19 protein-coding genes are annotated in these 21,563 nt (G+C 58.9%); 3 read left to right on the forward strand and 16 right to left on the reverse strand.

What is annotated here, in order from left to right; genetic code table 11:
* Positions 1-21 precede the first annotated feature (21 nt).
* The 5 genes from iscA to trmJ form a co-directional block, all read right to left on the reverse strand.
* Entirely contained in the window at positions 22-345 is a 324-nt protein-coding gene (gene iscA, locus G9X48_RS19180) for an iron-sulfur cluster assembly protein IscA (RefSeq protein ID WP_004385926.1), read from the reverse strand.
* 24 nt (positions 346-369) lie between these two features.
* A complete protein-coding gene (iscU, locus tag G9X48_RS19185) occupies positions 370-756 on the reverse strand; it encodes a Fe-S cluster assembly scaffold IscU (protein WP_004385925.1) in 387 nt (128 codons plus the stop codon).
* Between the two features lie 28 nt (positions 757-784).
* Complete coding sequence (gene iscS, locus G9X48_RS19190; RefSeq protein WP_007777299.1) at positions 785-1,999, reverse strand: cysteine desulfurase; 1,215 nt, start codon at positions 1,997-1,999, stop codon at positions 785-787.
* Between the two features lie 116 nt (positions 2,000-2,115).
* A complete protein-coding gene (gene iscR, locus G9X48_RS19195) occupies positions 2,116-2,604 on the reverse strand; it encodes a Fe-S cluster assembly transcriptional regulator IscR (protein WP_004385924.1) in 489 nt (162 codons plus the stop codon).
* 131 nt (positions 2,605-2,735) lie between these two features.
* A complete protein-coding gene (gene trmJ, locus G9X48_RS19200; protein WP_007870043.1) occupies positions 2,736-3,473 on the reverse strand; it encodes a tRNA (cytosine(32)/uridine(32)-2'-O)-methyltransferase TrmJ in 738 nt (245 codons plus the stop codon).
* Between the two features lie 121 nt (positions 3,474-3,594).
* On the opposite strand from trmJ, the gene suhB reads away from it, so the two are divergent.
* Complete coding sequence (gene suhB / locus G9X48_RS19205; protein WP_004385922.1) at positions 3,595-4,398, forward strand: inositol-1-monophosphatase; 804 nt, start codon at positions 3,595-3,597, stop codon at positions 4,396-4,398.
* 216 nt (positions 4,399-4,614) lie between these two features.
* Here the strand turns inward: suhB and G9X48_RS19210 are convergent, their stop codons facing one another.
* Both G9X48_RS19210 and G9X48_RS19215 read right to left on the reverse strand, forming a co-directional pair.
* Positions 4,615-5,592 carry a nickel/cobalt transporter gene (locus G9X48_RS19210; protein ID WP_097641693.1) on the reverse strand — a complete coding sequence of 326 codons (978 nt, stop codon included), beginning with the start codon at positions 5,590-5,592 and terminating at the stop codon, positions 4,615-4,617.
* The gene (locus G9X48_RS19215; RefSeq protein WP_080605077.1) at positions 5,583-6,230 is read right to left on the reverse strand and encodes a DUF1007 family protein; all 648 of its coding nucleotides are present in this window, start codon (positions 6,228-6,230) and stop codon (positions 5,583-5,585) included. The genes G9X48_RS19210 and G9X48_RS19215 overlap by 10 nt, the downstream gene beginning before the upstream one ends.
* Before the next feature lie 125 nt (positions 6,231-6,355).
* Between G9X48_RS19215 and csiE the strand changes: the two genes are divergently transcribed.
* On the forward strand, positions 6,356-7,636 hold the full coding sequence (gene csiE, locus G9X48_RS19220; RefSeq protein WP_029590932.1) for a stationary phase inducible protein CsiE: 1,281 nt from the start codon (positions 6,356-6,358) through the stop codon (positions 7,634-7,636).
* Here csiE and G9X48_RS19225 read toward each other — a convergent pair.
* The 4 genes from G9X48_RS19225 to glyA all read right to left on the reverse strand — a co-directional run bounded on the left by G9X48_RS19225 (position 7,633) and on the right by glyA (position 11,016).
* A complete protein-coding gene (locus G9X48_RS19225; protein ID WP_041460410.1) occupies positions 7,633-8,772 on the reverse strand; it encodes a 3-phenylpropionate MFS transporter in 1,140 nt (379 codons plus the stop codon). The two genes, csiE and G9X48_RS19225, sit on opposite strands and share 4 nt — an antisense overlap.
* Positions 8,773-8,895: 123 nt before the next feature.
* Entirely contained in the window at positions 8,896-9,273 is a 378-nt protein-coding gene (locus tag G9X48_RS19230; protein WP_097641692.1) for a carboxymuconolactone decarboxylase family protein, read from the reverse strand.
* Between the two features lie 55 nt (positions 9,274-9,328).
* The gene (locus G9X48_RS19235; protein ID WP_097641691.1) at positions 9,329-9,691 is read right to left on the reverse strand and encodes a MerR family transcriptional regulator; all 363 of its coding nucleotides are present in this window, start codon (positions 9,689-9,691) and stop codon (positions 9,329-9,331) included.
* A gap of 71 nt (positions 9,692-9,762) precedes the next feature.
* Positions 9,763-11,016: a serine hydroxymethyltransferase gene (gene glyA / locus G9X48_RS19240; protein WP_007897240.1), complete on the reverse strand. Its 1,254-nt coding sequence runs from the start codon at positions 11,014-11,016 to the stop codon at positions 9,763-9,765.
* 322 nt (positions 11,017-11,338) lie between these two features.
* Here glyA and hmpA point away from each other — a divergent pair, with 322 nt between their 5' ends.
* Positions 11,339-12,529 carry an NO-inducible flavohemoprotein gene (gene hmpA / locus G9X48_RS19245; protein WP_097641690.1) on the forward strand — a complete coding sequence of 397 codons (1,191 nt, stop codon included), beginning with the start codon at positions 11,339-11,341 and terminating at the stop codon, positions 12,527-12,529.
* Positions 12,530-12,861: 332 nt separating this feature from the next.
* On the opposite strand, the gene glnB is transcribed toward hmpA, so the two are convergent.
* From glnB to purL, 5 genes are all read right to left on the reverse strand, one after another.
* A complete protein-coding gene (gene glnB / locus G9X48_RS19250) occupies positions 12,862-13,200 on the reverse strand; it encodes a nitrogen regulatory protein P-II (protein ID WP_002438074.1) in 339 nt (112 codons plus the stop codon).
* A 98-nt stretch (positions 13,201-13,298) separates the two neighbouring features.
* Positions 13,299-14,636: a two-component system response regulator GlrR gene (gene glrR, locus G9X48_RS19255; RefSeq protein WP_007851747.1), complete on the reverse strand. Its 1,338-nt coding sequence runs from the start codon at positions 14,634-14,636 to the stop codon at positions 13,299-13,301.
* On the reverse strand, positions 14,633-15,406 hold the full coding sequence (qseG, locus tag G9X48_RS19260) for a two-component system QseEF-associated lipoprotein QseG (RefSeq protein ID WP_097641688.1): 774 nt from the start codon (positions 15,404-15,406) through the stop codon (positions 14,633-14,635). Before qseG ends, glrR begins: the two co-directional genes overlap by 4 nt.
* Complete coding sequence (locus G9X48_RS19265; protein ID WP_007870066.1) at positions 15,403-16,839, reverse strand: HAMP domain-containing sensor histidine kinase; 1,437 nt, start codon at positions 16,837-16,839, stop codon at positions 15,403-15,405. The genes qseG and G9X48_RS19265 overlap by 4 nt, the downstream gene beginning before the upstream one ends.
* A gap of 575 nt (positions 16,840-17,414) precedes the next feature.
* Positions 17,415-21,305: a phosphoribosylformylglycinamidine synthase gene (gene purL, locus G9X48_RS19270; RefSeq protein WP_097641687.1), complete on the reverse strand. Its 3,891-nt coding sequence runs from the start codon at positions 21,303-21,305 to the stop codon at positions 17,415-17,417.
* Between the last annotated feature and the right edge of the window lie 258 nt (positions 21,306-21,563).

The following is a 21,563-nucleotide window of genomic DNA, read 5'->3' on the forward strand; positions in this document are numbered from 1 at the left end:
GGGGAGAGGCGGGAAAGATTATCAGACGTTAAAGCTTTCGCCGCAGCCGCACTCATCTTTAACGTTCGGGTTGGTGAATTTAAACCCTTCGTTCAGGCCTTCTTTGACGAAGTCCAGCTGAGTGCCATTAAGGAATTGCAGGCTTTTACCATCGACCACCACCTTCACGCCCTTGTCTTCGAACACCGTATCTTCTGGCTGCGGTGCGTCAACAAATTCCAGCACATAGGCCATGCCGGAACAGCCGGACGTACGAACGCCAAGACGCAGGCCAAAACCTTTACCGCGGTTGGCCAGGAAAGCGTTGACGCGCGCGGCGGCGGTGTCGCTAAGGGTAATCGACATACTACAACCTCAACTCATCAATGATTATTTTGCTTCACGTTTGCTTTTATAGTCCGCAATAGCGGCTTTGATGGCGTCTTCCGCCAGGATAGAGCAGTGAATTTTTACCGGCGGCAGTTCGAGTTCGTCTGCGATGTCGGTATTTTTAATTGCCTGCGCTTCGTCCAGGGATTTGCCTTTGACCCACTCGGTGACCAGCGAGCTGGACGCGATAGCGGAGCCGCAACCGTAGGTTTTGAAGCGTGCGTCTTCAATGATACCTTCATTGTTGACTTTGATCTGCAACTTCATCACGTCGCCGCACGCCGGCGCGCCGACCATGCCGCTGCCGACGTTGTCGTCGTTGTTGTCAAAAGAGCCGACGTTGCGCGGGTTTTCGTAATGATCGATGACTTTTTCGCTGTATGCCATGTGTTATTTCTCCTGAATCCGATACCGATTAATGATGAGCCCATTCGATGGTGGTTAAATCCACGCCCTGCTTAAACATCTCCCACAGCGGAGAGAGGTCGCGCAGACGGCCGATGGATTTGCGTACCAGTTCGATGGTGTAGTCGATCTCTTCTTCAGTCGTGAAACGGCCCAGAGAGAAACGGATAGAGCTGTGCGCCAGCTCGTCATTCATACCCAGCGCGCGCAGCACGTAAGACGGCTCAAGGCTCGCAGAGGTACAGGCGGAACCCGACGATACCGCAAGGTCTTTCAGCGCCATGATCAGCGACTCGCCTTCAACATAGTTGAAGCTCACGTTCAGAATGGTCGGAACGCCCTGCTCAAGATCGCCGTTCAGGTAAACTTCTTCGATATCTTTAATGCCGTTCCACAGACGGTTACGCAGGCCGCGCAGACGTTCCATTTCGCTCGCCATCTCTTCTTTCGCGATACGATAGGCTTCGCCCATGCCGACGATCTGGTGAACCGGCAGCGTACCGGAACGCATGCCGCGCTCGTGACCGCCGCCGTGCATCTGCGCTTCGATACGGATACGCGGTTTACGACGCACGTAGAGCGCGCCGATGCCTTTCGGGCCATAAATTTTGTGGCCGGTGAAGGACATCAGGTCCACTTTCAGCTGGGTCAGGTCGATAGGCAGTTTGCCGACACTCTGGGTGGCGTCAACGTGATAGATAATGCCACGCGCGCGGCACATTTCGCCGATGGTCGCGATATCCTGCACCACGCCGATTTCGTTGTTCACGTGCATGATGGACACCAGGATGGTGTCGTCACGCATCGCAGCTTCGAGTTCTTTGAGATCGATAATGCCGTTGCTTTGCGGGGCGAGGTAAGTCACCTCAAAGCCTTCGCGCTCCAGCTGACGGCAGGTATCCAGCACCGCTTTATGCTCGGTTTTGCTGGTGATGATGTGCTTGCCTTTTTTCTGGTAGAAATTGGCCGCACCTTTAATAGCGAGGTTATCGGATTCGGTCGCGCCAGAGGTAAAGACGATTTCGCGCGGGTCGGCGCCAATCAGATCGGCCACCTGGTTACGGGCGATATCCACCGCCTCTTCCGCCTGCCAGCCGAAACGGTGGGAGCGGGAGGCCGGGTTACCGAAGGTTCCGTCCATCGTTAAAAACTGCATCATTTTCTCGGCGACGCGCGGGTCCACCGGCGTGGTCGCGGAGTAATCGAGGTAAATCGGTAATTTCATTGCTCTTAAGCTCCGTACATCTCAAAGCGGTGAATCAGGCAGCCGGCTGGATGTACGCCGCAGTCTACAGGATGCCGGAGCTTCCTGGCCTGATTCGGGAAAAGCGTATTATTTTTTTAAGCGCGCAGTTTAACGTCGATAGCGTCCTGAGCGCGGGTCGGGCGATGGGCTTCATTATGCTGACGGTCAGAGACGTCCAGCACTTCCTGGTTGTTCACCAGTTCACCTAAGGTAATGTTGTTCAGAAAACCGGTCAGGCGGTCGCTCAGATCGCGCCACAGCGCGTGGGTCAGGCATTTATCGCCGCCCTGGCAGCCGCCTTTGCCCTGACAACGGGTCGCATCGACAGACTCATCAACGGCGCTAATTACTTCACCGACCGCAATCTGGCCCGCGTCTTTACCCAGCAGATAACCGCCGCCCGGACCACGCACGCTGGCCACCAGGCCATTTTTACGCAGACGAGAGAACAGCTGCTCCAGATAAGAAAGGGAGATACCCTGACGTTCAGAAATATCTGCCAACGGTACCGGACCGGATTCGGAGTTGAGCGCAACGTCAAGCATTGCGGTCACGGCATAGCGCCCTTTAGATGTCAGTCTCATGTCTTACTTAACCTCAAGCTCGCCCCTCGACGCGGGGGTTTTTATGAAAATGGGGGTATTGCATAGCAGGCGCAAGTCTGACATTCCCGAGTAAAATGGTCAACTATTTACCCGAGTATTTTACTCAAGTATTACGGCTTCTCATTACGGCTGCTTTCTATCGACGCCAGCATGCCGCGCAGGATGTTAAGTTCCTGACTTTCCGGGCGTGCGCGGGTAAAAAGACGACGCAATTTGTTCATTACCTGGCCGGGATGATTCGGGCGAATGAAGCCGGTTGAGAGCAAAACTTGCTCAAGATGACCGTAAAAACGCTCCAGATCGTCCACCAGCGGATACGGGGTTTCTTCTTCACCAGGCGCAGGCGTTTGGGCGTCCTGCGAGGCAAGCCACGCCATGCGAACTTCGTAGGCTATGACCTGTACCGCCATCGCGAGATTGAGCGAGCTGTACTCCGGGTTCGCCGCGATAGCCACGTGATAGTGGCACTTTTGCAGTTCGTCATTGGTCAGTCCCACACGCTCGCGGCCAAATACAATCGCCACCGGCGCATGCGTCGCTTCAGAAACGCTTTTCAGCCCGCATTCGCGCGGATCGAGCATCGGCCAGGGCAGCGTGCGCGAACGCGCGCTGGTGCCCACCACCAGGCTGCATCCCGCCAGCGCTTCATCCAGCGTATCGACGATGCTGGCGTTGCCAATCACATCGCTGGCACCGGCGGCGAGCGCGATGGCCTGGGAATCCGGTTTCACCAGCGGATTAACCAGCCACAGGTTGGTGAGGCCCATGGTTTTCATGGCGCGGGCAACAGAACCCATGTTGCCGGTGTGTGAGGTTTCAACCAGCACGATACGAATGTTTTGCAGCATAGCGACTCAGTATCCGAAAAGAATATCAGCGCATCTTATCATAAACCTGAGACATATTCCGAACCCTCTGCTATAATCCGCGCCGTTTTCCCGTTCTTTAACATCCAGTGAGAGAAACCTGATGCATCCGATGCTCAACATCGCCGTGCGTGCTGCGCGCAAGGCCGGAAATTTTATCGCCAAAAACTACGAAACCCCGGACGCCGTAGAGACCAGCCAGAAAGGCAGCAACGACTTTGTGACGAACGTGGATAAAGGCGCAGAGCGCATTATTATCGACACCATTCGCCAGTCCTACCCGCAACACACTATCATCACCGAAGAAAGCGGTGAACACGCCGGCACCGAGCAGGATATTCAATGGGTTATCGATCCGCTGGATGGCACCACCAACTTCGTTAAACGTCTCCCGCATTTCGCCGTTTCTATCGCTGTACGCATTAAAGGCCGCGCGGAAGTCGCCGTGGTTTACGATCCGATGCGTAACGAACTTTTCACCGCCGTTCGCGGCCAGGGCGCGCAGCTTAACGGCTACCGTCTGCGCGGCAGCACCGCTCGCGATCTGGACGGCACCATTCTGGCGACCGGCTTCCCGTTCAAAGCCAAACAGCACGCCACGCCGTATATGAATATCGTGACCAAACTGTTTACCCAGTGCGCCGATTTCCGCCGCACCGGTTCCGCCGCGCTGGATCTGTCCTATGTGGCTGCAGGTCGTGTGGATGGTTACTTTGAAATCGGCCTGAAGCCGTGGGATTTCGCCGCGGGCGAGCTGCTGGTGCGTGAAGCTGGCGGTCTGGTATGCGATTTCGTCGGTGGTCATAACTATCTGACGACCGGCAACATCGTGGCCGGTAACCCGCGCGTCGTGAAAGCGATGCTTAGCAATATGCGCGATGAGCTGAGCGAAGCGCTGAAGCGTTAATCGTTTCCCGGCACGAAAAAGGCAGGTACGCGCAAGCGGCCTGCCTTTTTTATTGGTTTTTTGGCGCGTGAGATTTCGTCAGCCGGTGGGTGCGCTACGCTTACCCACCCTACGTGAAAAAATCTCAACCGACCCGGTGGGTGCGCTTACCCACCTTGCATTAAACCCGCTAATCTCGTAGGGCGGGTAAGCGAATGCGCACCCGCCGTGCCGCGTCTAAAACGGTCTCAACCCCTGCGCGACGGGCGCTGCGCCTGACCACATCACCAGCGCGGCGACGACCAACACCACGCCGCCTGCAAGCGCCAGCGTCGCTCCGCCCGTCCGCCGCCACAACGGGGGCGTTTTCTGCCCGCCGAGCCGCGCCGCCAGATGCCGGAAACTGTGCACAAACAGCGCGATGGCTGAGATGGTCAGCGACGTTCCCGCCGCCATCGCCAGCGCTGACGCCACACCCCAGCCAAACACGCCGATCACCTTGCTGAACAACAGCACCATCAACGCGCCGGAACACGGTCGCATCCCCATCGAGAGCACCACCATGAGCCTCGCGCGCCAGTCTTCGCCGCGTTCAAGCTGTGCCTGCGACGGCATATGCTGATGCCCGCAGCCGCAGGTATCGCTGTGCGTATGATGTGGCGTAAACGCGGTAAACACCGGACGCCGCACCAGCCCGCGCAGCGTTTTCACCGCACGCCAGCAAAGCAGCAACCCCAGCGCGCCGACCAGCAGATAGCTCCCCTTCTCCAGCCAGTACCCGCTCAAATGCAGTTGCCGCGCGGGCAGCGCCAGCACCGTCAGCACTACCGTCACCAGCGCAATCGCCACCAGCCCCTGCAACAATGACGACGCGAACGTCAGTTGCAGGCTGGTTTTCAGGCGCGACGGATGCGTGGCAAGCCAGGTGGCGATCACCACTTTGCCATGACCCGGCCCCAGCGCGTGCAGCACGCCATAAACCAGGCTAAACAGCAGCAGCGAACTGCCCGCGCGCGTCGGGTTTTCGGCCACCTGCTGAAGCAGACCGCTCAGCTCGCGGTTAATATCGCGCTGCCAGACGGTGCTTTTCATCAGCACCTGCGGCCAATCAAGCCACAGCCAGACGCCCGCGCCGAGCATCAGCACAACAAACAGCGCCAGCGGCCAGAAGTGCAGCCAGCGGCGGGTCGCGAGCGGCGTTGAAATCACTGACATTGTAACGTCACCTCCTGAGCGAATTGTTTGCCTAAATCCATATCTTCCGGCGGCGCGTCAGATTTATCGAGGGAGAGCGCGAAATCCTGCACGGCCGCATCCGGCTGCGGCGTTTTCACCGCCACCTTGCAACGCTCGCGCAGCTCATCACTGAGCGTCACATCGCCCGATGCGTCATAACTCATCGACACATAATAGGTGGGATCGAACGTGGCGAACGTATAGCGCGCGCCTGAGGCTTTTTGCGGATGCGCGAGCGGCAGCGTGAAAGTCAGCACTGCCTGATGCCCTTCGCGTGCCAGACCATACGCCAGCGGCGTGGCGGCGAATTTCACCTTCTGCCCGTTGTGCCAGAACTCGGTGAAATAATGCTGTCCGATAACATTCGCCATTACTTCCGCCGCCAGCTTTTTCCACACCGGCGAACCGGGCGCGGCGTCGCCCGCGTCATACAGTAGATCTGCTGAAGTGATTTCATCCATTTTCCAGCGCATTTTCAGCGCCGTTATCTGCCCCGCTTCGCTGATGATGTCGGTTTTCAACGAGATAAAACTGTGCGGATGCGCCAGCGCCTCCCGCGCCGCAAGCAGCGAAACTACAGCCGCAACGCACATTCCACTGTAAAGACGAGCGCTCATTATCTTCCTCTGGCGAAAAATTCTGTGAGCCAGCCAGAATTCCGCGATCAAACTGCGCACCCTGAACGGCATTCAATAATCCTTTAGCTATTCTTAGCAATATTCTCACTCACTGGACAAAACGGATGATGACTCTGCTCTGCCCTCCACCATCTGTGCTCTCCAGTCCGCAGCGCCGCTGCCAGGTACTTTTAATGCTCTATCTGCCGGGGCAAACCATCACGCCGGAAATGTTAGGCCGGCTGAATGGCGTTGACGGCGCCATCGCCCGTCAGGACATTGCCGAAACCGGCGACGAAATTAAGCGGTATCACCGCCTGAGTATTATCACCCAGCAGGACGGCAGCTACCGGATTGAAGGCACGGCGTTAGACAGACGGCTTTGCCTGCTGCACTGGCTGCGCCGGGCGCTGCGCCTGTGCCCTGAGTTTATCCAGCAGCATTTCACGCCCGCGCTGAAAAACGAACTGCGCCAGCACGGCATCGCGACGGCGCTGTATGACGATACAAATTTACACGCGCTGGTCAACCTTTGCGCGCGCCGTCTGAACCGCCAGTTCGAGCCGCGCGACGTACAGTTCCTGCGCCTCTACCTGCAATACTGCCTGGTGCAGCACCATTACGGCCAGACGCCGGAATTCACCGAACCGCAACAGCTCTGGATGCGCGCCCGCGCCGAGTTTCTCGCCGCGCAGGAGATAGTCCGCCACTGGCAGCGCCGCGTCGCGCAGTCGCCGCACGTGAACGAACACTGCTTCCTGGCGCTGCTGTTTATGATGCTGCGCACGCCCGATCCGCTGCGCGACGCGCACCCGGAAGATCACCGGCTCCGTCACGCCGTGCTTTCGCTGATTGCCCGCTTTCGCGAGCTTTCCGGCATGGCGTTTAGCGATGAACAGGGCCTTGCGGATCAGCTCTATATTCATCTCTGCCAGGCGCTTGACCGCAGCCTGTTCGGCATCGGTATCGATAACGCGCTGCCGGAAGAGATTAACCGTCTCTATCCGCGCCTGATGCGCACCACCCGCAAAGCGTTTGATAGCTTTGAGGAAGAGTACCGGGTGACGTTTTCTGATGAAGAAGTCGGGCTGGTGGCGGTGATTTTCGGCGCGTGGCTGATGCAGGAGGCGGATCTGCATGAAAAACAGGTGCTACTGCTGACGGGCAACGACCCTGCGCTTGAGGCGGAAATCGAGCAGCAGCTACGGGAACTCACCCTGCTGCCGCTCAACATCAAACATCTGACGCTGCATACCTTCCAGCAGGAAGGCGCGCCGAAAGAGGTGGCGCTGATTGTGACGCCATACACCACCTCGCTGCCGCTCTTCTCGCCGCCGCTTATTCACGCGACGCTGCCGCTCGGTGAACACCAGCAGCAGCGGATACGCGAGATTCTGGAGGCTTAAGCGCGCGCCACGACTTTCGGGCGCAGGAAGAGCGCGGGCAGCGCAACCAGCGCCATCACCCAGAAGACGCCGCCTGCAAGGTGCTGATACAGGAAGCCTGCGAAGACGGTCATCACCGCAATCCCGCCGCCCATCGCGACGGCGGAGTAGACCGACTGTAGCCGGATGACTTCCGAGCCTTCGCGGGCGGCGATATAGCGCATCGCCGCCAGATGGCAGATGGAGAAGCTCCCGCAGTGCAGGATCTGCGCCACGATGAGCCACGGCAGCGCGGTCGTCCAGCCCATCATTCCCCAGCGGATAATCCCCAGCACGCCGGAGAGCAGCAGCAGATCGCGCGCGCCAAACCGGCTGAACAGCCGTTTACTGAGCGCGAAGATGATAATTTCCGCCACCACGCCGAGCGACCACAGATACCCCACGACCGAGGCGGAATAGCCTTTGCTCTGCCAGTAAATGGCGCTGAAGCCGTAGTAGGCCGCGTGCGCGCCCTGAAGCAGGCTTACGCAGGCGAGAAAACGCCAGTTTTCAACCATTAACTTGCGCCATACCGGCCAGCCTGCGGCCTCGTTATGACGCGCTTCGCCCTTCGGCATCACGGACGGTTTCAGCAGCATCCCGATAAGCATTGACGCCACGCCGAGCGACAGCAGCGCCAGAATAGCGCGGTAATCGTAGACGCTTACCAGCTTGCCGGTGAGCGCCGAGCCAATCACAAACGCCAGCGATCCCCACAGCCGCACTCGCCCGTAATCCATCGCTATCTGACGCTGCCAGGTGGCGGCGAGCGCGTCGGTGAGCGGCACCAGCGGCGAGAAAAAGAGGTTAAAGCCCACCAGCACGACAAACAGCCAGGCGGTCTGATGCCCGAACCAGAAGCCGAGGGCGAAAACGAGCGTCAGCAACGCAAGCAGGCGCAGCGCAAACACTAAACGGGAAGGATCTTTGACGCGCGGTGCCAGCAGCAGGCTGCCAAGAAAACGTGCAATCAGGCCGGAGCCGAGCAAAAGGCCGATAGTTTCCGGCGCGACGCCGACGCCTGCGAGCCAGACGCTCCAGAACGGCAGGAAAATACCGTAGCTGAAAAAATAGGTGAAATAGCTGAGCGCCAGCCAGCGCGTGGATTGCAACACCATGATTCCCTCCCGTTTCGCAGGCGTTAGTCTGGCGGGAAAGCGCAGGGGTTGCAAGCGATGCATAACACGTTAATAACAATTCGCTTTTACTGCGTAATGAGGCCGCCGCAGCGGCCTGTCCTGTTATATGCCCGCCTCGGCAAAGACCTTTTTGGCGGTAAACATCGCATTCAGCGCCGCCGGGAAACCGGCATAGAGCGCCATCTGGATGATCACTTCAATAATCTCTTCGCGGGTGCAGCCGACATTCAGCGCCGCGTGCAGATGCACCGCCAGCTGCGGCTGCGCGTGGCCAAGCGCGGTAAGCGCCGCGACGGTCGCGAGCTCCCGGCTTTTCAGCGACAGCCCCGGCCTGCTGTAGATATCGCCAAAGCCGAATTCAATGACGTAGCGCCCCAGATCCGGCGCGATATCGGCCAGCGCTTTAATGACATTTTCCCCTGCCGTGCCGTCGATTTCAGACAGCCGCGCAAGGCCTGCCTCGTAACGTGATGAAGTCATACCGTTCTCCTTTTGTGTGGTTGAGATAACGGTAAGCCTTCGAGTTAACTCCAGGTCAAGCGCTGTTTTTTAAAAGCGTCTCATCGTAGTACGCCATTTTCTCTTTCAGGCGCGCCAGATGGTCAGCCTGCTCCGCGAGCCGGGTTTCGAGCCGCTGCGCGTGATGCGCCAGCAGTTCACGGCGTGCCTCTGCGGTCGATTCCCCCTGCGCGCGCAAGAGAGCGTAGCGCTGGATCTCCTCCAGCGGCATATCGGTCGCCTTTAGCCGTTTGATAAACGCCGCCCAGTCGAGATCCGAACGAGAATAGTCGCGATGCCCGCTCGCATTACGCGCCGGTACCAGCAACCCCAGCTTTTCGTAATAGCGCAGCGTATGAACGCCAAGCCCCGTCAGCGTCGCGAATGCCTGAATACGCATGGCCGCCTCCTGTCTACCATTGCCCCATAAAAAAAGGCCGCGCGAGGCGGCCTTCAGCAGTGAGTGAACGCTTACGCGTAAACCGGGAAGCGTGCGCAGATATCCAGCACTTTACCTTTGACGCGCTCGATAACCGCTTCGTCATTGATGTTGTCCAGGATGTCGCACATCCAGCCTGCCAGCTCTTTCACTTCCGCTTCTTTGAAGCCGCGACGCGTGACCGCCGGAGAACCGATACGGATGCCGGAGGTGACGAACGGGCTCTTCGGATCGTTCGGCACGCTGTTTTTGTTAACGGTGATGTTGGCGCGGCCAAGTGCGGCGTCCGCTTCTTTACCGGTCAGGTTTTTATCGACCAGATCCAACAGGAACAGGTGGTTTTCCGTACCGCCGGAAACCACTTTGTAGCCGCGGTTCAGGAACACTTCCACCATCGCTTTGGCGTTTTTGGCCACCTGCTGCTGGTAGGTTTTGAACTCCGGCTCCATCGCTTCTTTCAGCGCGACCGCTTTCGCCGCGATAACGTGCATCAGCGGGCCGCCCTGCGCGCTCGGGAACACGGCAGAGTTCAGTTTTTTGTACAGCTCTTCGCTGCCGCCTTTGGCGAGGATCAGACCGCCGCGCGGGCCAGCGAGCGTTTTGTGGGTGGTGGTGGTGACGACGTGCGCGTGCGGAACCGGGTTCGGGTAGACGCCTGCGGCAATCAGGCCCGCCACGTGCGCCATATCGACGAACAGGTATGCGCCGATGCTGTCAGCGATTTCACGCATTTTTGCCCAGTCAACGATGCCGGAGTACGCGGAGAAACCACCGATGATCATTTTCGGTTTGTGCTCTTTCGCCTGCTTCGCCATATCCTCGTAATCGATTTTGCCGGACTCATCGATACCGTAAGGAATGATGTTGTAGAGCTTACCGGAGAAGTTAACCGGGGAGCCGTGAGTCAGGTGACCACCCTGCGCAAGGTTCATACCAAGAACGGTATCGCCCGGTTGCAGCAGCGCGGTGTAAACCGCGAAGTTGGCCTGGGAGCCGGAGTGCGGCTGCACGTTGGCGTAGTCAGCGCCGAAAAGTTCTTTCGCGCGGTCAATCGCCAGTTGCTCAACGATATCCACATATTCGCAGCCGCCGTAGTAGCGCTTGCCCGGATAGCCTTCGGCATATTTGTTGGTCAGCTGAGAGCCCTGCGCCTGCATCACGCGCGGGCTGGTGTAGTTTTCGGAGGCGATCAGTTCGATGTGCTCTTCCTGACGTACTTTTTCCTGCTCCATAGCCTGCCACAGTTCGGCATCATAATCGGCAATGTTCATTTCACGCTTTAACATCCGCATCTCCTGACTCAGCTGACAATAAAATGTACTGCAATTAGGGGCCCTTTTGGGCGACGGCCAACAGTGTAAACCGATTGGCAGCGTGAAGATAGGGCTTGACAGAGGTTTTTACGCAAACGTTTGGCATGGCGTGGCGCAAGGGTTTGAACGATTAAGCAAACGTGCCGTTTACGCGACTTATTTTCATTTTCAACCTGTCGTTTTTTCATACGCCGTGGTGTTTTCCCAAGGCTTGATAAAACCATTTACAGCGTGCAGGTATTTTTTATAAGATGCATTTAAAATACATTTTATAGAAAAACGGAAGGAAGCAACCATGCTGGATAGTCAAACCATCGCCGTCGTGAAATCCACCATCCCGCTGCTGGCGCAGACGGGCCCGAAACTCACCGCGCATTTTTATGACCGGATGTTTACGCACAATCCGGAGCTAAAAGAGATTTTCAACATGAGCAACCAGCGCAATGGCGATCAGCGTGAAGCGCTGTTCAATGCCATCTGCGCCTACGCCACTAATATCGAAAACCTCGCGGCCCTGCTGCCAGCGGTGGAGAAAATCGCCCAGAAGCACACCAGCTTTAATATCAAACCGGCGCAGTACAACATCGTGGGCGAGCACCTGCTGGCGACGCTCGACGAGATGTTCAGCCCAGGCCAGGAAGTGCTGGACGCCTGGGGCAAAGCGTATGGCGTGCTGGCGGGCGTGTTTATTAACCGTGAAGCCGAGATTTACCAGAGCAACGCGCAGAAAACCGGCGGCTGGGAAGGTACGCGTGAATTCCGCATCGTGAATAAAACGCCGCAGAGCGCCATTGTCACAAGCTTTGAGCTGGAGCCGGTGGATGGCGGCCCGGTCGCCGATTACCTGCCCGGCCAGTACACCGCCGTCTGGATCAAGCCGCAGGGGTTTGCGCATCAGGAGATTCGCCAGTATTCGCTCACCCGCAAGCCGAACGGCAAAAGCTACCGCATCGCGGTGAAACGCGAAGGCGAAGGCCAGGTGTCGAACTGGCTGCATCAACATGCGCAGCCGGGCGATGTGATTCGCCTTGCCGCGCCTGCGGGCGATTTCTTTATGGATGTCGAGCCGCAGACGCCGGTGACGCTTATCTCGGCGGGTGTGGGTCAGACGCCGATGCTGGCGATGCTCGATACGCTGGCAAGCGCGCAGCATCCGGCGCAGGTGAACTGGTATCACGCGGCGGAAAGCGGCGATGTGCATGCGTTTACCGATGAAGTGGCGCAATTCGGCGCGACGCTCCCCCGTTTTACCAGCCACGTCTGGTACCGCGTGCCGACCGACGCCGATCGCAGCGCGGGCCGTTATAACAGCGAAGGGTTGATGGCGCTTCGCGATCGCGAGGCGCACGTGACCACGCCCGGTATGCAGTTTTATGTCTGCGGCCCGGTGAAATTTATGCAGTTCGCCGCGGAGCAGTTAGTGAGCATGGGCGTGAATAAAGAGAACATTCATTACGAATGTTTCGGCCCGCATAAGGTGTTGTAAGCGCCTGGCGTTTTTTTGGGGCGGTTCGGCGGGTGCGCTTCGCTTACCCGCCCTACGAAATCACACCGTATTCTGTAGGGTGGGTCAGCGCAGCGCACCCACCACGTCCAACCCCAACCTCCCGTAGGGTGGGTAAGCGCAGCGCACCCACCATGCCAAACACCAGCGTCCCCTGTAGGGTGGGTAAGCGCAGCGCACCCACCATGCCGAACACCAGCGTCCCCTGTAGGGTGGGTAAGCGCAGCGCACCCACCATTTACCTGCGCGCCCCATGCGCGTCGGGCATAAAAAAAGCAGGCCCACTGGCCTGCTTTTTTTGTCGTCGCGCCCGCTTAAATCGCGGCGTCGTCTTCCTCGCCGGTGCGGATACGCACCACGCGCGCCACGTCGAAAACGAAAATCTTGCCGTCGCCGATTTTACCGGTCTGAGCGGTACGGATAATCGTATCCACGCAGGTATCGACGATATCGTCGGTCACTACGATCTCGATTTTCACTTTCGGCAGGAAATCCACCATATACTCTGCGCCGCGATACAGCTCGGTATGGCCTTTCTGACGACCAAACCCTTTCACCTCGGTCACCGTCATCCCGGTGATCCCGACTTCCGCCAGCGCTTCACGTACGTCATCGAGTTTGAAAGGTTTAATAATCGCATCAATCTTTTTCATGGTGGATCCTTAATTCCTGCCAGCGCCTGCACGGCGATTCAGTTCGCGAAATCGGTTGCTCAAATTACCATACCTTGCAGCGGTTTGGGCACCAAAAACTACTCTTTAAAATCATTCGCCTCAAGCTCGTGGCGAGCCAGTAATTTATAGAATTCGGTACGGTTACGCCCCGCCATCCGCGCGGCGTGCGTCACATTGCCTTTGGTGATTTGCAACAGCTTGCGCAGATAGTTGAGCTCAAACTGATTGCGCGCCTCGACAAACGTCGGCAGCACGGTGTTCTCGCCCTCCAGCGCCTGCTCCACCAGCGCCTCGCTAATGACCGGCGCTGAGGTCAGCGCCACGCACTGCTCAATCACGTTCACCAGCTGGCGCACGTTGCCCGGCCAGCTCGCCGCCATCAGACGCTTCATCGCATCGGTAGAGAAACTGCGCACGAACGGCTTATGGCGATCCGCGGCCTGACGCAGCAGATGGTTCGCGAGCAGCGGAATATCTTCCGCGCGCTCCTGCAACGCCGGGATCTTTAAATTCACCACGTTCAGGCGATAAAAGAGATCTTCGCGGAACTCGCCGCGCGCCATCGCCTTCGGCAGATCGCGGTGGGTGGCGGAGATAATCCGCACGTTGATATCGATATCGCGGTTGCTGCCGAGCGGACGCACTTTGCGCTCCTGCAAAACGCGCAGCAGCTTCACCTGTAACGGCACCGGCATATCGCCGATTTCATCGAGAAACAGCGTGCCGCCTTCAGCCGCCTGAAAAAGCCCTTCACGGCTGCTGACCGCACCGGTAAACGCGCCGCGCGCATGGCCGAACAGCTCAGATTCCAGCAGCTGTTCCGGCAGCGCGCCGCAGTTAATGGCGATAAACGCGTTTTTAGCGCGCGGGCTGGCGTTATGGATGGCCTGCGCCAGAATTTCTTTGCCGGTGCCGCTCTGGCCGTTAATCAGCACGCTGACATCCGACTGCGCCACCATGTGCGCCTGCTCAAGCAGCCGCAGCATCACGGGGCTTCGGGTGACAATCGTCTCGCGCCACTGTTCGTCGCCTGCGGGCGCGGCATGCGCCAGCGCATCATCGATAGCTTTATACAGCGCGTCTTTATCCACCGGTTTGGTGAGAAAACTGAAGACACCCTGCTGGGTCGCCGCCACCGCATCAGGGATCGAACCATGCGCGGTCAGAATGATCACCGGCATGCCCGGCTGGAGCTTCTGGATCTCGGCGAAAAGCTGCATGCCGTCCATTTCATCCATCCGCAGATCGCTAATCACCAGATCGATCTTCTCACGCGCCAAAATGCGCAGCCCTTCATGGCCGCTTTCAGCGGTCTCAACGGTAAATCCTTCGCTGGTGAGCCGCAGGCCCAGCAGTTTCAGCAGGCCCGGATCGTCATCCACCAGCAACAGGCGCGCGGGTTTATGCTGCGTCATGGTTTGGTCTCCTCCTGCGCGGGTGCGGTGTCCTTCTCAGCCGGCGCGGCGCCCTCTTTCTCGGCATCCGGGCTGTGGCTGTTGTCCTGAATATAGCCGCCCGCGCTTTTCCGCGTGGAGAGCTGGCGTTCAATATCGGTCAGGTTTTCCAGCTTGCGGGTGGTGAGCTCAAGCTCGCTGCGCAGGTGCCGCTGCTGCTCGCGCAGGGCATCCAGTTCGCTATCGGTGCTTTCCTGAAGCTTGCTGTAGCGGCCACGCTCTTCCGAAAGCGCAAGCTGCGCCGCCTGGCCGTCGCGCCAGGTTTCATAGAGCGGGCGCACGTGCGCCGGAATCGCGCCGGAGGTGGCGCTGAGCGTGGTGATATAGCTGCGGCGTTCGGCAGGCGTAATGCGGGCGTTAGCCAGCAAAATGCCGCGTCGGAAGGCATGCTGCCAGGTGTCGTCCGGGAAACGACGCGCCTGCGCGCGCGCCTCGGCGGGCGAAAGGCGTTCCGCGCAGTCCATGCCGCGCAGCCAGAACAGCGGGTTGTTTTCCACACTGGTGCCGGAGAGCTGCCAGATGCCGGAACAGTCGGTAAAGAGAAAATCCGCCAGTTGCTGTTCCGGCAGTTTTGGGTCGTGCGTTTGTTTGATATGGCTGGAAACCGGGCTTTGCACGCAACCGGCCAGAAGGCATGGCAACAGCACGGAACAGGCCCGCGTGCGAAGAGAGAAAAACCGTGTGCCGCGCGAGCGCAGGCTGCGCCATGCGCTTACCAGACGTGAATTCATTTTTTTAATCGTTCCGGGTCAAAGAGCGGTAATTCGATACGAAAACAGACGTCGGCGGTGTCATCTTCAACCAGACGCAGTTCGCCGTGCATACGTCGGATGCAGTCCTGTGCAATGCTCAGGCCCAGGCCGCTGCCTTTCACCGCCCCTTTACGTTGATGGCTTCCCTGATAAAAGGGCTCGAAAATCATTTGCCGTTCCGCCTCAGGAATGGGCGTGCCGGTATTCGCCACCTCAATACATAACGTACTGGCAAGGCGGCGGCTTCGCAGATAAATGGTACCGGATTCACGCCCGTAGTGCACCGCATTGGAGTAGAGATTATCCAGCACGCTCATCAGCAGCATCGGCTCCGCGAGGCAAGGCGCATCGGCAAGCGACACCTCGGTATGCATCATTTTAGCCCGCGCTGGCAGACTGTGTGAGGCGATGACAATCTCCACCAGCGGTGCCAGCTCCACTTTTTCAAGCTCCACCGCGCCGCCCGCCAGTTTACGGTTGTAATCAAGGAGTTGCTCAATGAGCGTTTGCAGGTTGCGGCTGCTGGTATCGAGAATTTCCACCACCTCGCGCTGCTCCGCGGTCAGCGGCCCGACGACCTGATCGGCAAGCAGTTCGGTGCCCTCGCGCATACTGGCGAGCGGCGTTTTTAATTCATGGGAGATATGACGCAAGAATTGATGACGCTGCGATTCAAGCCAGGCGAGACGCTCGCTGAGCCAGATAATACGCTGGCCTACCGATCGCAGCTCGCGCGGGCCTTTAAACATCATGGCAGTGCCGAGCGATTTCCCCTCGCCCAGCCGGTTGATCATCCGCTCAATGCCTTTTACCGGGCCGATAATCATCCGCGTGAAGAGCAGCACCAGCGCGAGGCTTGCCAGAAACAGCGCCAGCGCCTGCCAGCCAAACAGTCGCCCGCGCGAGGCGATTTCCTGCTGAAGCTGTTGACCGCGGGCGTAGATCACCGCGCGGGTGGCCTGCACCAGCCGGGTGTTGGTATCCGCGAAGGCTTCCAGACGCGCGGCAGCATCCGGCTTCGGGCCGCTGTTATGACACTCCAGTTGCGCCAGATCCACCAGGCTCTGGCGCAGGGCTTTATAGAGTCTCGCGTCAGGCAGCACGCTCGCCTGCGCCTCCAGCATTCGGGAATAGCGCTGACGCTGGCTTTCATAGACTTTCGCCAGCGTGACGTCATCCAGCACGCAGTACTGCCGGTAGCTGCGCTCCATTTCGAGCGCGATATTGGTCATCGCCTCGCTGCGCCGGGCATCCATCTGGGTAAGCGTGTTGGACTGCGCCGCCTGGGCGCTTAACGTATTCAGGCTCTGCCAGGCCTGCCAGGCGAGAAACAGCAACGGCACCATCACCAGTAAGAAAGCCATCATTACCAGTTGGCGAAGCGAGCGGGGAAAAGCAGGCCAGCGTTTCACGGCGTTATTCCGAAGTGATTGCAAAAGCCTGATGCTAACCGACAGCCGCGCCGGAGCAAAGCCAAACGCAAAAAACAACAAAGGCAGGGGATTAACCCTGCCTTTGTGATGGAATCAGGCGGTGCCTTACTCAACGTGTCGCCCGGGTTCTGAAATAGCAGCGCTATGATCAGCAGTTGGACGGCAGGCACCTTTGAGTGCGTCATTCGAAGTTTATGTAGCGCTCGCAATGGGGCTGACATAAGAAGGTGAATGAGCCACTGCGTGTTATTATGCAGTAACCGTGCCAGGTTTACTACATAAATCATAAGTTGCTGTTATGTAATAGTTTTAATTATATGAGACGCTTCAAAGTTTTGCGTTATTTTTCGCCAGAGTGTCGCTAAATCCCAACACTTCCCCCGATGCTTTTTATGCACTATATAAATCAATCATTTAAATGTCGCAAATCAGCGACACCGCGATCATACCGCTGTCGCAATTTACCGACACCTGCCGGATTCGCACTCAAAGAAAAAGCGATTAAAAGAAAAAAGGCCTCTTGCGAGGCCTTTATCAGGATAAAACGAGCAGGATTAACCGAGCTGCTTACGCGCGTTGCGGAAAATGCGCATCCACGGGCTGTCCTCGCCCCAGTTCGCCGGATGCCAGGAGTTCGCCACGGTACGGAAGACGCGCTCCGGATGCGGCATCATGATAGTGACGCGCCCGCTTTCGCTGGTCACGGCGGTAATGCCGTTCGGTGAACCGTTCGGGTTCGCCGGATAGGTTTCCGTTACCGCACCGAAGTTATCGATATAGCGCAGCGCCACCAGCCCTTTGCTCTCAAGTGCTGCCAGATGCGCGTCGTCGCGGACTTCCACGCGGCCTTCGCCGTGGGAAACCGCAATCGGCATATGGGAGCCGGTCATGCCGTCCAGCAGCAGCGACGGGCTGGCCGTCACTTCCACCAGGCTGAAGCGCGCTTCAAAGCGGTCGGACTGGTTACGCACAAAGCGCGGCCACAGTTCGCTGCCCGGGATCAGCTCGCGCAGGTTGGACATCATCTGGCAGCCGTTACAGACGCCGAGCGCCAGCGTCTGCGGACGGTGGAAGAATTCGGTGAACTCGTCACGCACGCGGTCGTTGAAGAGAATGGACTTCGCCCAGCCCTCGCCCGCGCCCAGCACGTCGCCGTAAGAGAAGCCGCCGCAGGCGACGAGCGTGTGAAAATCGCCGAGGCCACGACGACCGGCGAGCAGATCGCTCATATGCACGTCGATGGCGTCAAAGCCCGCGCGGTGGAACGCGGCCGCCATCTCCACATGAGAGTTCACGCCCTGCTCGCGCAGTACCGCGACTTTCGGGCGCGCGCCGGTGGCGATAAACGGCGCGGCGATATCTTCTTTGATATCGAACGTCAGCTTCACGTTAAGGCCCGGATCGCTGTCGTTGGCTTTCGCCTGGTGTTCCTGATCCGCGCATTCCGGGTTATCGCGCAGGCGCTGCATCTGCCAGGTGGTTTCCGCCCACCACATGCGAAGCTGGGTGCGGCTTTCGCTGTACACCACCTTGTCGCCCGCCGTCAGCGTGAAGCGATCGCCCGCGACCGCCTTGCCGAGATAGTGCGTGCATTCGCCAAGACCGTGATCTTTCAGTACACGCTCTACCTGCTCGCGCTCGGCGGCGGCAATCTGAATCACCGCGCCCAGCTCTTCATTAAACAGTGCCGCCAGCGCGTCGTCGCCGAGAGCGGCGATATCCGCTTCAATGCCGCAGTGACCCGCAAACGCCATCTCCGCGAGCGTCACCAGCAGGCCGCCGTCGGAGCGGTCGTGGTAGGCCAGCAGTTTACGCTGCGCCACCAGCGCCTGAATGGCGTCGTAGAAGCATTTCAGCTGACCGGCGTCGCGCACGTCGGCAGGCTTGTCGCCGAGCTGACGATAAACCTGCGCCAGCGCCGTCGCGCCCAGCGCGTTCTGGCCGTTGCCGAGATCGATTAACAGCAGGGCGTTATCTTCGGTAGTGAGTTCCGGCGTTACGGTGCGGCGCACATCTTCCACGCGGGCGAAAGCGGAGATCACCAGCGACAGCGGCGAGGTCATCTCGCGCTGTTCGCCATCCTGCTGCCAGCGGGTTTTCATCGACATCGAATCTTTACCGACCGGAATGGTCAGGCCGAGCTGCGGGCAGAGCTCCTCGCCCACCGCTTTAACGGCAGCATAGAGACCGGCGTCTTCGCCAGGGTGCCCCGCCGCCGCCATCCAGTTGGCGGAAAGTTTCAGGCGCTTGATATCGCCGATTTGGGTCGCCGCAATGTTAGTGAGCGCCTCACCTACCGCCAGACGGGCGGAGGCGGCGAAGTCCAGCAGCGCCACCGGCGCGCGCTCGCCCATCGCCATCGCTTCGCCGTAGTAGCTGTCGAGGCTTGCGGTCGTGACCGCGCAGTTCGCCACCGGCACCTGCCACGGGCCGACCATCTGATCGCGCGCTACCATGCCGGTCACGGTGCGGTCGCCAATGGTCACCAGGAAGGTTTTCTCCGCGACTGTCGGCAGATGCAACACACGCTTCACCGCATCGGCAAGCGTAATGCCCGTACGGTCAAATGGCTGGCCCTCGGCCTGTAAGCGCGTAACGTCGCGGGTCATTTTCGGGGTTTTGCCGAGCAGAACGTCAAGCGGCATATCCACCGGCTGGTTGTCGAAGTGGCTGTCGTTAAGCGTCAGGTGCTGCGCTTCGGTCGCCTCGCCAATCACGGCGTACGGCGCGCGCTCGCGGCGGCACAGTTCGTCAAACAGCGCCAGCTGTTCGGGCGCCACGGCCAGCACGTAACGCTCCTGGGATTCGTTACACCAGACTTCCAGCGGGCTCATGCCCGGCTCGTCGCTTAAAATGTCGCGCAGTTCAAAACGCCCGCCGCGCCCGCCGTCGCTTACCAGCTCCGGCATGGCATTGGAAAGGCCGCCCGCGCCAACGTCATGAATAAAGAGGATCGGGTTGGCCTCGCCCAACTGCCAGCAGCGGTCGATCACTTCCTGGCAGCGGCGCTCCATTTCCGGGTTGTCGCGCTGTACCGAGGCGAAATCGAGATCGGCGTCGGACTGGCCAGACGCCATGGAGGACGCCGCGCCGCCGCCAAGACCGATATTCATCGCCGGGCCGCCGAGCACAATCAGCTTCGCGCCGGGCGGAATTTCGCCTTTCTGCACATGGTCGGCGCGAATGTTGCCGATGCCGCCTGCCAGCATGATCGGCTTATGGTAGCCGCGCAGCTCTTCGCCGTTGTGGCTCGCCACTTTCTCTTCATAGGTACGGAAATAGCCGTTCAGCGCCGGACGACCAAATTCGTTGTTGAACGCCGCGCCGCCAAGCGGGCCTTCGGTCATGATATCGAGCGCGGTAACTATACGATCCGGCTTGCCGAAATCTTCTTCCCACGGCTGCTCAAAGCCCGGAATGCGCAGGTTAGAAACAGAAAAACCCACCAGACCCGCTTTCGGCTTCGCACCGCGGCCCGTCGCGCCTTCGTCACGAATTTCGCCGCCGGAGCCTGTCGCGGCACCCGGCCACGGTGAAATGGCGGTCGGGTGGTTGTGCGTTTCCACTTTCATCAGAATATGCGCCGGTTCCTGATGGAACGCGTAGCGGCCCGCTTCATGATCGGCATAGAAACGGCCCACGGAAGAGCCTTCCATAACCGCCGCGTTATCTTTATACGCGGAGAGCACGAAATTCGGGGTCTTCTCGAAAGTGTTTTTAATCATTTTAAACAGCGACTTCGGCTGTTTTTCGCCGTCGATAACCCAGTCGGCGTTAAAAATTTTGTGACGGCAGTGCTCAGAGTTGGCCTGCGCGAACATGTAGAGTTCGATGTCGTTCGGGTTGCGCCCCAGGCGGGTGAACGCGTCATGCAGGTAGTCGATTTCATCTTCTGCCAGCGCCAGCCCCAGACGCACGTTGGCGTCCGCCAGCGCCTGACGGCCCTGCCCCAGCAGATCCACGCTCTGTACCGGTGCAGGTTCGTGGTGCGCGAATAGCTGCGCGGCGTCTTCCAGCGCGCCGAACACGCTCTCCATCATGCGGTCATGCAGCTCTGCCGCAATCTGGCGCCAGGCGTCGTCGCCCGCGGTGGGATCCACATTGAGGTAATACGCCACGCCGCGCTCCAGGCGTTTGACCTGGGCGAGCCCGCAGTTATGGGCGATGTCTGTCGCTTTGGAGGACCAGGGAGAGATAGTGCCAGGGCGCGGCGTTACCAGCAGCAGACGGCCCGACGGCGCGTGGCCAGTAAGGCTCGGCCCATATTTCAGCAGGCGCTCAAGGCGCGCGTGCTCTTCGGCATTCAGCGGTGCGGCGAGGTCAGCAAAATGGACATACTCGGCATAAAGGGTTTTCACCGGGAGGTGAGCGTCTTTGAAACGAGCCAGCAGTTTGTTAATACGAAATGCCGACAGAGCGGGCGAACCACGCAGAATTTCCATCATCTAATCTCTCGTCTTCGAAGCGCCGGAGGGCACCTCAGTGGGCGCAAGGGGGAAAACGGGCGTCATTATAGAGAATCCGGCGCGCTGACGAAACCGTTTGCGTAGAAATAAAATCCCGCCGTCGCGTTAACGTTTGGTGTGGCCGATTCCTCTAATTAGTTGCCAAGTGGCGCTTTGTTACGCAAAATGCCGCTCCATGCCATTCAAACGAAACGGTTTACTAACGATTGTTCGCTGAGCCCCGAGGCAACGCAGAGA

This window comes from Cronobacter sp. HA18006, assembly GCF_011605445.1.
Taxonomy (GTDB): Bacteria; Pseudomonadota; Gammaproteobacteria; order Enterobacterales; family Enterobacteriaceae; genus Cronobacter; species Cronobacter sakazakii.